Source organism: Parabacteroides sp. merdae-related_45_40, assembly GCF_001915675.1.
In genome coordinates, this window is record NZ_MNQY01000121.1 from 1 (window position 1) to 16,856 (window position 16,856).

Annotated in this window: 15 protein-coding genes and 1 pseudogene; 15 read left to right on the top strand and 1 reads right to left on the bottom strand. The window is 44.7% G+C overall.

Annotated features, from left to right (window positions below; translation table 11 throughout):
• Window positions 1–109: 109 nt before the first annotated feature.
• Window positions 110–781 carry an IS5 family transposase gene (locus BHV83_RS16355; protein ID WP_259324908.1) on the bottom strand — a complete coding sequence of 224 codons (672 nt, stop codon included), beginning with the start codon at window positions 779–781 and terminating at the stop codon, window positions 110–112.
• A 176-nt stretch (window positions 782–957) separates the two neighbouring features.
• On the opposite strand from BHV83_RS16355, the gene BHV83_RS16360 reads away from it, so the two are divergent.
• From BHV83_RS16360 to BHV83_RS16430, 15 genes and pseudogenes are all read left to right on the top strand, one after another.
• Entirely contained in the window at window positions 958–2,181 is a 1,224-nt protein-coding gene (locus tag BHV83_RS16360; RefSeq protein WP_055285042.1) for a DUF4934 domain-containing protein, read from the top strand.
• Window positions 2,178–2,789, top strand: a complete 612-nt coding sequence (locus BHV83_RS16365; RefSeq protein WP_286757754.1) for a hypothetical protein — start codon at window positions 2,178–2,180, stop codon at window positions 2,787–2,789. The genes BHV83_RS16360 and BHV83_RS16365 overlap by 4 nt, the downstream gene beginning before the upstream one ends.
• A 1-nt stretch (window position 2,790) precedes the next feature.
• Window positions 2,791–3,231, top strand: coding sequence for a hypothetical protein (locus BHV83_RS16370; protein ID WP_005648678.1), 441 nt, complete (start codon window positions 2,791–2,793; stop codon window positions 3,229–3,231).
• The gene (gene lepB / locus BHV83_RS16375; protein ID WP_286757756.1) at window positions 3,219–3,587 is read left to right on the top strand and encodes a signal peptidase I; all 369 of its coding nucleotides are present in this window, start codon (window positions 3,219–3,221) and stop codon (window positions 3,585–3,587) included. Before BHV83_RS16370 ends, lepB begins: the two co-directional genes overlap by 13 nt.
• The gene (locus tag BHV83_RS16380; RefSeq protein ID WP_286757757.1) at window positions 3,542–3,886 is read left to right on the top strand and encodes a S26 family signal peptidase; all 345 of its coding nucleotides are present in this window, start codon (window positions 3,542–3,544) and stop codon (window positions 3,884–3,886) included. The genes lepB and BHV83_RS16380 overlap by 46 nt, the downstream gene beginning before the upstream one ends.
• Before the next feature lie 194 nt (window positions 3,887–4,080).
• Window positions 4,081–4,551 (top strand): hypothetical protein, encoded by a 471-nt coding sequence (locus BHV83_RS16385; protein WP_005648681.1) that lies wholly within the window; start codon window positions 4,081–4,083, stop codon window positions 4,549–4,551.
• A 61-nt stretch (window positions 4,552–4,612) separates the two neighbouring features.
• Window positions 4,613–6,568 (top strand): threonine--tRNA ligase, encoded by a 1,956-nt coding sequence (gene thrS / locus BHV83_RS16390; RefSeq protein ID WP_119216410.1) that lies wholly within the window; start codon window positions 4,613–4,615, stop codon window positions 6,566–6,568.
• A 33-nt stretch (window positions 6,569–6,601) separates the two neighbouring features.
• Window positions 6,602–7,216: a translation initiation factor IF-3 gene (gene infC / locus BHV83_RS16395; protein ID WP_005648683.1), complete on the top strand. Its 615-nt coding sequence runs from the start codon at window positions 6,602–6,604 to the stop codon at window positions 7,214–7,216.
• 59 nt (window positions 7,217–7,275) lie between these two features.
• Window positions 7,276–7,473, top strand: a complete 198-nt coding sequence (gene rpmI / locus BHV83_RS16400; RefSeq protein ID WP_005635323.1) for a 50S ribosomal protein L35 — start codon at window positions 7,276–7,278, stop codon at window positions 7,471–7,473.
• 106 nt (window positions 7,474–7,579) lie between these two features.
• Window positions 7,580–7,924, top strand: coding sequence for a 50S ribosomal protein L20 (gene rplT / locus BHV83_RS16405; RefSeq protein ID WP_005635321.1), 345 nt, complete (start codon window positions 7,580–7,582; stop codon window positions 7,922–7,924).
• 476 nt (window positions 7,925–8,400) lie between these two features.
• Window positions 8,401–10,575, top strand: a complete 2,175-nt coding sequence (locus BHV83_RS16410; RefSeq protein WP_005635316.1) for a glycoside hydrolase family 20 protein — start codon at window positions 8,401–8,403, stop codon at window positions 10,573–10,575.
• 50 nt (window positions 10,576–10,625) lie between these two features.
• A pseudogene (locus BHV83_RS16415) lies at window positions 10,626–12,831 on the top strand (GH92 family glycosyl hydrolase).
• A 315-nt stretch (window positions 12,832–13,146) separates the two neighbouring features.
• Window positions 13,147–14,904, top strand: a complete 1,758-nt coding sequence (aspS, locus tag BHV83_RS16420) for an aspartate--tRNA ligase (protein ID WP_272070156.1) — start codon at window positions 13,147–13,149, stop codon at window positions 14,902–14,904.
• Between the two features lie 84 nt (window positions 14,905–14,988).
• Entirely contained in the window at window positions 14,989–16,086 is a 1,098-nt protein-coding gene (locus tag BHV83_RS16425; protein ID WP_005647224.1) for a Nif3-like dinuclear metal center hexameric protein, read from the top strand.
• Between the two features lies 1 nt (window position 16,087).
• The gene (locus tag BHV83_RS16430) at window positions 16,088–16,852 is read left to right on the top strand and encodes a zinc ribbon domain-containing protein (RefSeq protein WP_005635305.1); all 765 of its coding nucleotides are present in this window, start codon (window positions 16,088–16,090) and stop codon (window positions 16,850–16,852) included.
• Window positions 16,853–16,856: the final 4 nt, after the last annotated feature.

The following is a 16,856-nucleotide window of genomic DNA, read 5'->3' on the forward strand; positions in this document are numbered from 1 at the left end:
ATAGTATGACAGTTGTTTTTCAAAATAATCCTATAATGCAATAAAGCAGGCCGATGAGGGCTATGCAAAATTTATTTCAGAGAAATTTAAACAGGCTCTAAAAGTCTGTTTAAATTTTATTCAATAGCATCCTAATGGATGCCAGTTTTACCATTTCCTCTGCCGAATCGAAAGTTAATTCATAGTTTCGGCAGAGCCTTCTATAATTGTCGAACCATGAAAAGGTTCTTTCTACAATCCACCTTTTACCTATTGGTTTAAAGCCTTTTACTTTATCACTACTGACAACAACTTCAAGAATATATCCAAAAGCACTTTTAATCTTCTCGGCGATTTCTCCCCGATATCCGGCATCTGCCAATATCACTTTGATATTGCAACAAAGTTCCTTGAGACATCTTGCCAGCAGATAAGCCGCCTTACTATCATGTACACAGGCAACCGTCACCATGACGGCAAGTAGAAAGCCATTTTTATCTACCAACACATGGCGTTTAACGCCTTTTACTTTCTTGTTCCCATCAATGCCATTAAGAGAACGATTATCACCCCAACGGACACTTTGACTATCCATGATACCCAGACTTGCTTCTGCTTTTTGTCCCATTTTTAAACGTACTGTTTCGCGTAAATTATTCAACAACAAATCAAACTCACCTAAAGAAGACCATTTGCGATAATAGTAATAAACCAGCTCCCAAGGGGCGAATCTAGAAGGAAGCATACGCCATTGGCAACCTGTTTTTACTATGTAGAATATGGCATTCAATATTTCACGCAAGTCCTATTTTCGTTTTCTTTCTTGCAAGTTCAAGATTTTCTTGATAACTTGCCACTGTGTTTCTTCTAAATCCGTACAATACATAATTATTTGAAGCTTGGTAACTAAAAATAATAAACTGGAAAATTTAAACAGGCTCTTATTAGTCGTAACTCTACTTTATAAAAATTCATATTATGAAAGCAAAGATTATTTTCTTAGGACTAATTACTTTATATTGTAGCTGCCAAGAAGCAATAAGAAAAGGACGACCTTTTCCTGAAGTAAATACAGATAGTGTAACGGTTATTCCAACCGATGAGGAACACGCGGAAGTAATAAAAGTATCGGATAATGTAAAAAGTAAAGTCTTATCTTCCGAACTAATAGAGGACTTCTATTACATTCCATTGGAAACGACTGATGAATCATTATTTGCATATTGCAATAACTTGGAGTTTTATGAGGATAAGATTTATTTGTTTGATAGGTTGGGTGCGGAAAAATTGTTTATATTCGACAAATATGGCAAGTTCTTGAATTATGTAGGAGATAAGGGCGGTGCTTCCTACGAATTTTATGCTCCTAAAGCATTTGCCGTTAATAGGACTAATAAGCAATTTGTCATCTATGACAATCAAAAACGTAAATGGATGGTATTTACGGATAAGGGAGATTTTATTACTTCGTATGATGTTAACTTTAGAATGAAAAGTTGTTTTCAGATATTTCCAAATGGAGAATATGTCTCCTTTACTGATGCAGGCGACCGAAATTATCACTTAGGGAAATACGCTGATTATAAAGTTCTCTATACGGACACATTAGGCAGACTATTGAAAGCAGCTTACACCTTCCCCGAAAAAGTTTATACTACGATTGTTTATGATCCGTTAATTTGGGCAAATGATGAATTGTTGTATTTCTCGTTGTATAGGGATAAAGTATATACACTGAAAGATTCTATTTTTGAGATGAGATATAAATTCGATTATAGCGATTTCAGTCCGTTTAAAGAAAAAGACTTGGAGGCTTTCGAAAACTATGAGGACTTTTATCGGTATTGTTCTTCTCATACTTATTTATCCGGTTTTGCTGAAAACAGCACGCACCTATTTCTTAAAACTTCAAGTGAAGATGGGAAAGATTTTGTATCTTTTTACGACAAACGAAGTAAAAAAATGATCAGCTGGTATTACATTTATTACGATATGGATTTTGCCTTAGAATTTATGAATAATATATTCAGCTATAAAGACTATTTTGTGGCTTTAGTGGAACCGGAAACATTGAAAGGTTTAAAGAAGCATATAGAAACTACAACGCATTATCCGATGAAAGAGGAAAACCGGATAATGATAGAGAGCTTGAAAGAAGATGATAATATGGTGTTGGTATTCTTTAAAGTAAAGACGTTATGAAGAAAGTAAGTATAGCTAATATTATCATATCCATCATAATTGTCATTATAGCTGGTGTTTTATTCTACAATAATCGATACAATATAAGCAACGACATGGATAATACAGAGATGTATGTGATGTTAAGAAATATGGAAGTTAATGCCAATACACAATGGCAAGAATTTCCAGACAATAAAAAATTACAGAATGATAGTCTATCCTTGTTTATAAGGAATTTAAAGACTCCTACTTTAATGCTTCGAATCAAGGAGACGAGTTGCCAATCATGTATATTCAATGAGTTGGATCGAGTTAGGGATTTAATAGAAAATGGTGTAAACTGTATTATCTTGACAACGTATAATAATCCTTCCATAGCAAGAAAAATTCTACGCACAAAAGGATGCAAAGACGTTACATTTTTTAATATATCCTATGATTGCATGTATGAATGGTATGTGGAACAATTAGAAGTTCCTTATTATTTTGTTTTACATCCGAATAAAAGGGCATCTGACTTTTTCTTACCGGAAAAGTCAAAACCTGATATAACGGATTCCTATATCAAAAGTATTGCTCGAATATGTTCGGTGAATGGAGTCTCAATTAACAATAAATACAAATAACATGAAAAGAACAAACTTACTACTCCTATCCCTTTGTGCGTTAGGATTGATATTTACCAGATGTGATTTCAACTGGAATTTTTCACGAAAATACACAATTGCCATAAAACAACCGGATCAAGCATATATTCAATCTGCTGAATTAGATTCTATCTGGAAATCAAGTTATGAATATGCCGTTTTAATTCCTGAAGATACTACTATAAGCACTTATTTTCATTTGATAGAAGCCTTGAACAGCAATCAGCCATATAATTGCACCAATACTCTCATTATTTGCCATACGAAGGATACGGCAAGCATGAAAGAGCTGGCTCCGGGCTATGCTTTATATATATCCGATTTCATAGCTAAAGAGGGTATGTGCAATAAATCTTGTTATTTTAACATACATAAAGATATAAATAAATATCAGATAGAAAAAATAAAATGCGAATTCTAAAAGGAACTATTCTACTGGTTTTCGTCTGTGTATTTATCCGTATCGCGGTTGGCAAGCCGTGTGTGGTTCCATCCGGTAGTATGGAACCCACTTTGCTTTGCGGAGATCGTTTATGGATAAATAAGTTGGCATACGGAGGACGACTCCCGAAACGTTGGGCAGATATTCCGTTGCTCAATGTATTCACATGGATTCAACCGCTCCGTATAGCAGATGAACAGAACCATTGGAAGTATTTCCGCTTGCCGGGTTTTACCCAGCCACAGTTGGGAGATATTGTGGTGTTCAACAGCCCTATGGATGAGCGCGTATGGCTGGTAATATTACCCATATTATACCACAAGGCGATACTTTAGCCATTAATAAAGAAACACTAAATTCTTATCGCTCTTTAATTATTCGGGAAGGAAGTTCTATTGCGAAATATCGGAATCGTATCTTCATCAATGGCAAATGCGATTCGCTTTATATTACAAAGCATACGTTCTACTTTATGGAAGGTGATAATCGGGATAATTCGCACGATAGCCGTTACTTCGGTTATATTTCGGAAGATGCAATCGTCGGAAAGTTCGATAGAGTGCTGTATTCCTTTGATTCGGATAAATGCGGTTGGAAATCGATTCGTTGGAAGAGGATATTTGAGAAGTTATAAACGAATATGTGAGTCTTCATTGGCATAAACATTCGAAATAGGCTATGTAAATAGAGGCTACTGATTGCTATGTGCCGGATACGGCGGAGCTATTAGCTGTCTTACGGCAATCGGGGTTTGAATTTGACCAGGCGATTCATTACCGGAAGCGGAATTTTCTACATGTATCACTAAAGAAAACCGGTACGAACCGGATGCAGGTACTTTTGCGTCTTTTGGTTCTGGTATTCTTGTTATCGGGGTGTGGGGGAAACCGGAAAAGCCAGAGGCGGGAGGTGGCGACTTCTATGGATTCTGTCCGATTTTCTTCATGTGAGACGAATTTGAGGAAAAGGGATATTCATTTGACCGATACGGCAGTGTGGAATTTGCACCGGGTTGTTTATTTCGCTCCGGACAGTACCGGTAGGCAATACCCGAAAACTGTCACCTCTTTGCAGATGGATTACCGGAGGGCACTGGCCGACACCGGGAAAGTGATGGTGCGAAAACAAGATGAATATGCCGGACAGCAGGTAAAAGTTGCCGAAATCCGGATGGAATCCAGCCGGAAAGCTCGTTCGCCAGTATACTTTATCTATGGAGGAATACTGTTGTTTGTCGTGGTCCTCTTTTTGTATAAAAGGTTGCGGAGCAGAAACTTTTTTCCTAAAAGTTCTGTTTAACAAAAAAAGAATGCTAAATTTGCATCCTGATTAATTTTTAGGAATTTATAGTGAACAGATTATGATAAAGATTACATTTCCGGATAATTCCGTAAAAGAATATGCCGAAGGAACGACTGCCATGCAGATTGCGGAAAGCATCAGTTCCCGTCTGGCACAGGAAGTTCTGGCTGCGAGCGTGAATGGTGAGATTTGGGACTTGACCCGTCCGATCAATCAGGATGCCGCCATCAAACTTTTCAAGTGGGAAGACGAGGAAGGTAAGCATGCATTCTGGCACTCCAGCGCTCACCTGATGGCTGAAGCTTTGCAGGAGTTATATCCCGGCATCAAGTTTGGTATCGGACCGGCTATTGAAAACGGGTTCTACTATGATGTGGATCCGGGTGAAGCAACAATCAAAGAAGGTGATTTCCCTGTTATCGAAGCAAAAATGCTCGAACTGGTAGCGAAGAAAGAGGAAATCAAACGTCAGGACATTTCGAAGGCAGATGCCCTGAAAATGTTCGGTGACAGAGGCGAAGAATATAAAACAGAACTTATCAGCGAATTGGAAGACGGTAAGATCACAACCTATACGCAGGGGGCGTTTACCGACCTGTGCCGTGGTCCGCACTTGCCGAACACTTCTTATCTGAAGGCTGTTAAAATAATGAGTGTTGCCGGTGCTTACTGGCGGGGTGACGAAAAGCGTAAACAGTTGGTTCGTCTGTATGGTATCACTTTCCCGAAGAAAAAGATGCTGGACGAATATCTGGCATTGATGGAAGAAGCCAAGAAACGTGACCATCGTAAGATCGGTAAAGAACTGGAGCTGTTTACGTTCTCTACGGCAGTGGGAGCAGGGCTTCCGTTGTGGTTGCCGCGTGGCACGCAGTTGCGCCTGAAACTGGAAGACTTCCTGAAACGTATCCAGAAGAAATATGGTTACCAGCAAGTGATGACTCCGCATATCGGTGGCAAGCAGTTGTATGTGACTTCCGGCCACTACGCTAAATACGGTAAGGATTCGTTCCAGCCGATCCATACTCCGCAGGAGGGTGAAGAGTTCTTGTTGAAGCCGATGAACTGCCCTCATCACTGTGAAATATTCAAATCGTTCCCGCGTTCATACAAGGACCTGCCTCTGCGTTTCGCGGAGTTCGGGACTGTGTATCGTTATGAACAAAGTGGCGAGCTGCACGGTTTGACAAGAGTACGTGGCTTTACGCAGGATGATGCCCACCTGTTCTGTCGTCCCGATCAGCTGAAAGACGAGTTTTTGAAGGTGATGGATATTATCTTTATCATCTTTAAGGCTTTGGATTTTGAAAACTTTGAAGCACAGATTTCTCTGCGCGACAAGGTAAACCGGGATAAATATATCGGTTCGGAAGAAAACTGGGAGAAAGCCGAAAGCGCAATTATCGAAGCTTGTCAGGAAAAAGGCTTGAAAGCCAAGATCGAATATGGCGAAGCTGCTTTCTACGGTCCTAAACTGGACTTTATGGTGAAAGATGCCATCGGCCGCCGTTGGCAGTTAGGTACGATCCAGGTTGACTATAACCTTCCGGAACGTTTCGAACTGGAATATACGGGTGAGGACAATAAGAAACACCGTCCTGTTATGATCCACCGTGCACCGTTCGGCTCTATGGAACGTTTCGTTGCCGTGCTGATCGAACATACGGGTGGTAAGTTCCCGCTGTGGCTGACTCCGGACCAGGTGGCGATCTTGCCGATCAGCGAGAAGTTCAACGATTATGCTTATGAGGTAAAACGTCAGCTCGAAGCCGAAGATCTGAGCGTTCTGGTTGATGACCGTAATGAGAAAATCGGTCGTAAGATCCGTGATACAGAATTGAAACGTATCCCTTATATGCTCATTGTTGGAGAGAAAGAAGCAGAAAATAATGAAGTTTCTGTAAGAAAACAGGGCGAAGGTGATAAAGGTTCGATGAAAATTACTACCTTTGCAGCGCTTTTGAAAGGTGAGGTAGAGGATCAGATGAATCACTGGAAGAAAGATAATAATTAATTAACTAATAACGAGGAGAATAAATCTTTTTGAATGAAGAATGACAGTCTGAAAGAACAGTATAGAATCAACGAACGTATTCGTGTTCGTGAAGTTCGTTTAGTAGGTGATAACGTAGAACAGGGAGTTTATCCTACTTCTCAGGCATTAAAGATGGCTGAAGATCAAGGGCTCGATCTGGTTGAAATTTCACCGAATGCTGCGCCCCCCGTTTGTAGAATTACTGATTATCAGAAATTCCTTTATCAACAGAAGAAGCGCCAGAAGGAACAGAAGGCGAAATCTGTGAAAGTGATCGTGAAGGAGATCCGTTTCGGGCCTCAGACCGACGATCATGATTACAACTTCAAGTTGAAACATGCGAAGGGATTTTTGGAAGAAGGAGCAAAAGTAAAAGCATATGTGTTCTTTAAAGGACGTTCCATTCTTTTCAAAGAGCAAGGAGAGGTATTGTTGCTTCGTTTTGCCAATGACTTGGAGGAATACGGAAAGGTAGAACAATTGCCGGTACTGGAAGGTAAACGTATGATCATCATGCTGACACCGAAGAAAGCCGGAGCTGCCGCAGCTTCCAAACCTGCCGTTTCAAAACCGGTAGTGAAGAAGGTGGTCGTGACTCCCAAGCCCAAGACTGAAGAGTCTGAATGATAAGGAAAGAAACCACCCGCTAAAGGGTGTAAAGTTTAATAATTAAAATATATTGGAAAATGCCTAAGATGAAGACTAATTCCGGTGCCAAAAAAAGATTCGCTCTTACCGGAACAGGTAAAATCAAAAGAAAACACGCTTTTAAAAGTCACATTCTGACAAAGAAGACTACAAAGCAGAAGAGAAATCTTACTCACACAGGTTTGGTTGCCAGTGTGGACGTAAGCAACGTTAAGCAGTTGCTTGGTTTGAAGTAATCTTTTTTAATTAAGCGAGTTTTACAAGATTTTTATTAACCGAATGTATTTAGCAAATAAGATCATCCGATAGTGATGACGCTAACATTCAAAACAGATTAGTATTATGCCTAGATCAGTAAATCATGTTGCTTCAAGAGCAAAAAGAAAACGGATTTTAAAACTTACCCGTGGTTATTATGGTGCACGTAAGAACGTGTGGACCGTTGCTAAAAATACCTGGGAAAAAGGTTTGACTTATGCATTCCGTGACCGTCGTAACAAGAAACGTAACTTCCGCGCATTGTGGATTCAGCGTATCAATGCTGCCGCACGTCTGGAAGGAATGTCTTACTCTCGTCTGATGGGAGCTTTGCATGCAGCAGGTATCGAAATCAACCGTAAAGTTCTTGCCGACTTGGCTATGAACCATCCGGAAGCTTTCAAAGCAATCGTTGCTAAAGTGAAGTAATTGACATTATAGAGCAATTGGAAAAAGAGCTCCATTCAGGAGCTCTTTTTTTTATGTCAAAAGTTTGGTGGTTTCATTCCTATTGCATATCTTTGTGATAAGAAAAATGAGTTAGCCGCACATGTTCGATTGGGAAACTCATCAGTTTATTTTAATTCCGAGACACAGCTCTTGTCGTCAATGGCGGGCCGCACCCTTCGGGGCATGCTTAGCACGGCGGATTACAAAGATGGCAAAGCACTCAAATCCTGTCATACGGAGTTTGTTCATATCTACGGTGCGGCTTTCTTTACATAGGAGGATATGTCAGAACAGGCATATCCTCTTTTTTTGTGCCCCGTCAAGCATAGTTTTAGACGGTGTAACGCTATGGGTTAGGGGAGCTAAAGCATCGCTTTTTGTTTGAAATAGGAGCTTGTCTGTTTTTTCTTCGTATATTTACCCTCCAAGAATTAAACACACTAAACTAAATATTTATGTTACTGCCAAAACAGTCTCGCAATTATGTAACCGGGCTGGCTGCCGCTTGCTCGTTGCTATTGATTGCCTGCTCTCCGGAGGAAGTCCGGCAGGTCAATCTTATTCCCAAACCGGAACAGATGACAATGACCGGAGGAACTTTCACGGTCGATAGTCTCGCGTTATTTGGCGGGCAATCTTCCCGGAATATCAAAACAGTGATCGATGAAGCCTGGTCCGGTAACCCGGAAGGTTATCAGTTGGATGTGACGCCGGGAGGAATCGACCTGCGTGCCGGTTCGCCGGACGGTCTGTTCTATGGGATGCAGACGTTACGCCAACTCTATGCCGGAGGAGAGGTCCCATGTGTTTCGATCCGGGATAATCCTCGTTTTGGGTATCGGGGATTGCATCTGGATGTATCCCGTCATTTCTTCTCCAAAGAGGAAGTGATGAAATTGTTGGATGTGATGTCTTTTTACAAGTTGAACACCTTGCATATGCACCTGACGGATGCCGGAGGATGGCGTATCGAGATAGACAAATATCCGAAACTGACTTCTGAAACGGCCTTCCGCACCGAATCTGATTGGCGGAAGTGGTGGGACGGCCGCGACCGTAAGTATCTGCCGGAAGGGACGCCGGGTGCTTACGGCGGTTACTATACGAAGGAGGACATCCGGGAGATCGTGAAACATGCGGCTTCCAAACATATAAACATAATACCGGAGATCGAATTTCCGGGGCATTCGGAAGAGGTCCTGATGGCCTATCCCGAACTGAGCTGTTCGGGAAAGCCTTACCAGAACGGCGATTTTTGTATCGGTAACGAGCAGTCGTTTACATTCATGGAAGACGTATTGGCGGAGGTGATCGATCTTTTCCCGTCCGAATATATCCATGTCGGTGGCGATGAAGCCGGGAAGTCCGCCTGGAAGAAATGTCCGAAATGCCAGGCTTTGATGAAGGAAAAAGGAATGAAGAACGTGGACGAGCTTCAGAGTTACATGATTCACAGGGCTGAGGAGTTTCTGAATTCGAAAGATCGCAAGCTGATCGGCTGGGATGAGATCCTGGAAGGCGGTCTGGCTCCCGAAGCAACCGTCATGTCATGGCGGGGAGAAGACGGTGGAATCAAATCGGCACGGATGGGGCATGATGTGGTGATGACACCGGGCAATTATATGTATTTGGATTTCTATCAGGCCGATCCGAAGACACAGCCGTATGCCATCGGCGGCTATACGCCGATAAAGAAAGTGTATAGCTATGATCCCGTCCCGGCGGATTCGTTGACGGCAGAGGAATGCCGGCATATTTTGGGGGTGCAGGCCAATACCTGGACCGAATATATCCAGACACCCGAACATCTGGAATATATGATGTTCCCGCGTGCCCTTGCTGTGGCCGAGATCGGATGGACGCCGCAGGAATTACGGACATGGGAGGATTTCAAACCTCGCATGAATGCGCATATTTCCAAATTGCAGGGAATGGGGATCCGTACTTTTACCCTTTCGGACGAATTGGAAGTGACCATGCAGGTCGATACGGCAGGCAGAGAGATAGAAGTCATACTGGATGCCGAGAAATACCCGGCGGAAATCCGCTACACGACGGACGGTTCCGTTCCGGTGGCATCTTCCGCCCTTTATGCCGGGCCGATAACCGTGCAAGATTCCGCCCATATCAAAGCCGCTATTTTCCGGGACGGTGTGCTTCAGGGGACACCGACGGAAAAGAAAGTGGATTATCATCGGGCCATCAATAAGCCTATACATTATAATAGTAAGCTCTACGAAGGCTATATGGCCGGAGGAACGAACGCCCTGTTGGACGGCTATCGGGGCGGTCTGACTTATCTGGACGGACGTTGGCAAGGTTATTTGGATGACCTGGACTGTGTGATCGATATGGAAGAGGATACGGATATCCATAAAGTGTCCATTCGTTTCATGCAATTGATCGGTCCGGGTGTGTTCCAGCCCGGACAAGTGGAGTTGTTGACTTCGGAAGATGGTGAAAACTTTATTTCCCGCGGGATTGTTCCGACAACGGTTCCGGCTGATGATCCGGACCTCCTGTTCCAAGAATATACGTTCGACGGTAACTGGAAAACCCGTTATATCCGTTTGAAAGCGCCGAGGGCGAATCCCGGTTTTATTTTTGCGGATGAGATCGTTGTTTGGTGAATTAAAAATTAAGAATTAAGAATTAAAAAATAAGAGTTGGTGTTATGAAGATGGTGTTGTTTTCTTTTTTATTGGGTTGCTGTTCTTTGCTGGTTTCCGCGCAACAGCCGGTAGATTATGTGAATCCGTTTATCGGGACAAGCAACTACGGGACGACCAATCCCGGTGCGATTTGCCCCCAGGGAATGATGAGTGTCACCCCCTTCAATGTGATGGGGTCGAAAAGTAATAAGTTTGACAAGGACAGCCAATGGTGGTCCACGCCTTATTCGGCGGATAATAATTTCTTCACCGGTTATGCGCACGTCAATCTGAGCGGTGTCGGTTGTCCGGAGATGGGAAGCCTGTTGTTGATGCCTACCTCCGGGGAGTTGAATGTGGATTATCACGCATACGGCAGCGAATACAAGAACGAGGTGGCCCATCCAGGCTATTACAGTAATATCCTGACGAAATATAACATCAAGACGGAAGCTACCGCCTCCATGCGTACCGGCCTGACACGTTTTACTTTCCCGAAAGGGCAGGGGAATATCCTCTTGAATTTGGGGGAAGGGCTGACGAATGAAACCGGTGCGACCGTTCGTATGGTGAGCGATACGGAGATAGAAGGAAGCAAGCTGCTCGGTACGTTCTGCTATAACCCGCAGGCTGTTTTCCCGATCTATTTCGTGATGAAGCTCAGCAAAGCCCCCAAGCAGGCCGGCTACTGGAAGAAACAGCGCGAGATGAAGGGTGTGGAAGCCGAATGGGATGCCTATTCCGGCAAATATAAATTGTACACGAAGTACGACCGTGAGATGAGCGGTGACGACATCGGCGTCTGGTTCAAGTATGATACCGAAGAAGACGAAGTGATCGAAGTAAAGATGGGTGTCTCGTTTGTCAGCATCGAAAATGCCCGCCTGAATATGAACACCGAACAGCCGGATTTCAATTTCGACAAAGTGCGTGCGGCTGCCGGCAAGATGTGGAACGACGATCTGTCGCGTGTGATGGTGGAAGGCGGGACGAACGATGATAAGACGATTTTCTATACCGCCATGTACCACCTGCTGATCCATCCGAACATCATTCAGGACGTGAATGGCGAATATCCGATGATGGAAAGCCTGAAAGTCGGCCATACTACCGGAAACCGCTATACGGTCTTTTCGCTCTGGGACACCTACCGCAATGTCAGCACATTGATGACATTGCTCTATCCCGAAAAACAGCTCGACATCATCCGCACCATGATCGACATGTACAAGGAAAGCGGCTGGCTTCCGAAGTGGGAACTGTACGGACGCGAGACGCTGACGATGGAAGGTGATCCGTCTATCCCTTATATCGTGGATGCTTATATGCGCGGTTTGCGCGATTACGATATCGAGACTGCCTACGAAGGGATGTGCAAGGGCGCTACTACTCCCGGAGAGTTCAACCTGCTCCGCCCGGACAATAACGACTATATGAGCAAAGGCTACGTCCCCTTGCGCGAACAGTATGATAATTCGGTTTCGCATGCCTTGGAATATTATATTGCCGACTGGAATCTCTCGTTGTTGGCAGATGCGTTGGGAAAGAAGGAAGACGCCAAGCTGTTCCGTGAGCGGGCTATGGGCTATAAGCATTACTATTGCAAGGAGTTCGGTACGCTTCGTCCCATCCTGCCCGACGGCACGTTCTATTCCCCTTTCGATCCGAAACAGGGGGAGAACTTCGAGCCGAGCCCCGGTTTCCATGAAGGAAACGCCTGGAACTACACGTTCTATGTCCCCCATGACATCAAAGGCCTTGCCAAACTGATGGGCGGTCAGAAGAAGTTTGTCGATAAGTTGCAGATGGTCTTCGACAAAGGGTACTACGATATGGCAAACGAGCCGGATATCGCCTATCCGTACCTCTTCAGCTATTTCAAGGGAGAAGCTGGGCAAATATTATCATAATGCTCCGAACGGACTTCCGGGTAACGACGATACGGGTACGATGTCTACCTGGGCGATCTTCTCGATGATGGGATTCTATCCGGCCTGTCCCGGTGACCTGGATTATGTTGTGACTTCTCCGACCTTCAACAAGGTGACGATCCGGCTGGACGAGAAGTTCTACCCGAAAGGCGAATTGGTGATCGAGTCCGCCCGCAAAACCCCGGAAGATATTTATATCAAAGAGGTGACAGCCGGCGGAAAGAAGCTGAAAGGGTATACGATTTCGCAAGACGAACTGGTGAATGCCGGGACATTGCGCTTTACGCTGGAAAACAAGCATTGATTTCCCCTCTCAATTTTATTTGAAATGGCATTTAAACGTTGAAAAACGGTTTCAAATTTTCTTGAAGCCGTTTTTCACTATTGAATCTCCGTTTCAATATTTCTTGAAGTGCCTTTTTAATGGTGAAAAACCGTTTCAAGAAAAATGGAGATGGGTTTCACCATTGAAAAATGGCTTCAAGAAAATTTGAAACCGTTTTTCAACGTTTAAATGCCATTTCAAATATTCTTGAGACCTATAAATTATTATCTTTGCACACGTAAAAAAGAAAAACAGTTTAATCCATATTATATACAGTTTAATCCATATTATATAATGTATAGAACAAGAACATGTGGCGACCTGCGCCTCGCCGATGAAGGCTTGGTGATTACGCTGGCCGGCTGGGTACAGAAAACCCGTAAGATGGGTGGCATGACGTTCGTGGATATCCGCGACCGTTACGGTATTACGCAATTGGTGTTTAACCAGGAAGTGGATGCCGCTCTTTGTGAGAAAGCAAATAAGCTGGGACGCGAATATGTTATCCAGGTGACGGGAACCGTTCGCGAACGTTCCAGCAAAAATCCGAATATCCCTACCGGTGAGATCGAAATCATCGTTTCGGAACTGAATGTCCTGAATGCTGCCGTGACTCCTCCTTTCACGATTGAAGACGATACGGACGGGGGGGACGACCTGCGTATGAAATACCGTTATCTGGATTTGCGCCGCAACGCCGTCCGCAAGAACCTGGAACTGCGTCATCGTATGGCTTTCGAGGTGCGTAACTATCTGGATAAGCAAGGATTCCTGGAAGTCGAAACTCCGGTGCTGGTAAACTCGACGCCTGAAGGGGCGCGTGACTTTGTCGTGCCTTCCCGTATGAATCCCGGACAGTTCTACGCTTTGCCTCAGTCTCCGCAGACGTTGAAGCAGTTGTTGATGGTTTCCGGTTTCGACCGTTATTTCCAGATCGTGAAATGTTTCCGTGACGAAGACCTGCGTGCGGACCGCCAGCCCGAATTTACACAGATCGACTGCGAAATGAGCTTTGTGGAACAGGAAGACGTGCTGAACATTTTCGAAGGAATGGCCAAGCATCTGTTCAAGGTGATCCGGGGCATCGATATAAAAGAAGCTTTCCCGCGTATCAGTTGGTACGATGCCATGAAATATTATGGAAGCGACAAGCCGGACCTGCGTTTCGATATGAAGTTCGTCGAACTGATGGACATCATGAAGGGACACGGTTTCTCCGTATTCGATAATGCTGCTTATGTCGGCGGTATCTGTGCGGAAGGGGCGGCTTCTTATACGCGCAAGCAGCTGGATGCGCTGACCGAGTTTGTGAAACGTCCGCAGATCGGTGCAAAGGGCATGGTATATGCCCGTGTGGAGGCAGACGGCAATGTGAAGTCGAGCGTGGATAAATTCTATACCCAGGAAGTATTGCAGCAGATGAAAGAGGCCTTCGGTGCAAAACCGGGCGACCTGATTCTGATCCTTTCCGGCGACGATGCGATGAAGACGCGCAAGCAACTTTGCGAATTGCGTCTGGAAGTGGCCGGTCAGTTGGGCTTGCGTGACAAGAACAAGTTCGCCTGCCTGTGGGTGATCGACTTCCCGCTGTTCGAGTGGAGCGAAGAAGACCAGCGCTTCTATGCAATGCACCATCCGTTTACTTCTCCCAAACCCGAAGATATTCCTTTGCTGGACAGCGATACGGGAGCCGTCCGTGCGAATGCATACGACATGGTGATCAATGGTGTCGAAGTGGGTGGCGGTTCCATCCGTATTCACGACAGCAAGTTGCAGGATAAGATGTTCCAGTTGCTGGGCTTCACCGAAGAAAAGGCACAGGAGCGTTTCGGCTTCCTGATGAATGCCTTCAAATATGGTGCGCCTCCTCACGGTGGTCTGGCTTACGGTCTGGACCGTTGGGTCTCTTTGTTTGCCGGCCTCGATTCTATCCGTGACTGTATCGCGTTCCCGAAAAACAACTCCGGTCGCGATGTCATGCTGGATGCGCCCGGACAACTGGATGATTCGCAGTTGGAAGAATTATGCCTGAAAGTAGATATTAAGGAGTAATATACCGATAGGTCGATTTGCCGGTATGCTGGTGAATGGTTCACTGGCCTATTGGCAAATTGATTTATTTATAAATTATTGATTATGTTAAGGGTTAAGGATATACTGAAAGAAATCGAACAATACGCTCCGTTGCCATTGCAGGAGAGCTTTGACAATGCAGGTGTGCAGGTAGGCGATGTGAATCAGCCGGCTACCGGTGCGCTTCTTTGCCTCGACGTCACCGAAGAGGTGGTGGACGAGGCGATAGAGATGGGGTGTAATCTGATTGTCTCTCATCATCCTTTGGCCTTTAAAGCCTTCAAATCCCTGACCGGTTCGACCTATATCGAGCGGTGCATGATGAAGGCCTGCAAGTATGACTTGGTGATCTATGCCGCCCATACCAATCTCGATAATGCGGCGGGAGGCGTGAACTTCCGTCTGGCGGAACTGATCGGGCTGGAAAATGTCCGTGTCCTGAGCCCCCAGAAAGGAGCTTTGCTGAAGCTGGTCACTTTCGTGCCGGAGGCCTATGCCGATTTGGTGAGGACGACCTTGTTCAATGCGGGAGCCGGAGCGATAGGCGACTATGATTCTTGTAGCTTCAGCCTGCCGGGGAGCGGGACTTTCCGTGCCGGCGAAGGGACGAACCCGTTCTGTGGCGAAATAGGCGAGTTGCATGTGGAGTCGGAAATCCGTATCGAAACGATATTGCCCGCTTTCCGTAAGTCGACGGTGACGCGTGCGTTGCTTTCCGTCCATCCTTATGAAGAACCGGTATTCGATTTCTATCCTTTGGATAATGCCTGGAACCAGGTCGGTTCGGGGGTAGTGGGAGAGTTGCCCGAAGAAGAGAGTGAATTGGGCTTCCTGCAACGGATCAAGGAACTGTTCCAGGTGGGGTGCGTGAAGCATTCCGCCCTGACCGGCAAGCCGATACGCGAAGTCGCTTTATGCGGGGGGAGCGGCGCTTTCCTGATCAAAGACGCAATCAGTTACGGTGCGGACGTTTTCATTACGGGGGAGGCTAAATATAATGACTTTTACGATGTGGAAGACCGGATTCTGCTGGCGGTTATTGGTCATTATGAAAGTGAAGTCTGTACAAAAGATATCTTTTATAACATAATATCGAAAAAATTCCCTACCTTTGCGGTACATTTTTCGAATGTTAATTCAAACCCGGTAAAATATTTATAGAATGGCTACAGATAAACAATCAGCTGAAAAAGAGATTACAGTTGAAGAAAAGCTTTCTACGCTGTATCAGCTTCAGACGATGATGACTGAAATTGATAAGATCAAGACACTTCGCGGCGAACTTCCCTTGGAAGTACAGGACTTGGAAGATGAGATCGCTGGTCTGGAAACACGTCTTCAGAACTATCAGTCAGAAATTAAAGATTTTGAGAATGCTGTTGTAGAACAGAAACATAAGATTACGGAGTCAACCGGTCTGATTGAAAAATATAAAGCGCAGTTGGATAACGTGCGTAACAACCGTGAGTTCGACAACTTGTCAAAAGAAATAGAATTTCAGGGACTTGAAATCGAGTTCTCTGAAAAGAAGATTCGTGAATTCGGTGAAGCGATCAACCGTAAGAAGGAAGAGATCGCCGAACTGTCCGAAAGACTGGAAGGCCGTAAGGCTGATTTGGTTCAAAAGCAGGGTGAACTGGAACAGATCATTTCCGAAACCAAGCAGGACGAAGAGAAACTGCGCGAAAAAGCAAAGAAACTGGAGGCGAATATCGAACCGCGCCTCTTGACTGCTTTCAAACGTATCCGCAAGGGGGCACGTAACGGCTTGGCTGTCGTATATGTACAGCGTGGTGCCTGCGGTGGTTGTTTCAACAAGATTCCGCCCCAGAAACAGTTGGATATCAAGTTGCGTAAGAAAGTGATCGTTTGCGAATACTGTGGTCGTATCATGATCGACCCTGAATTGGCAGGCATAGAAGAATAATCGG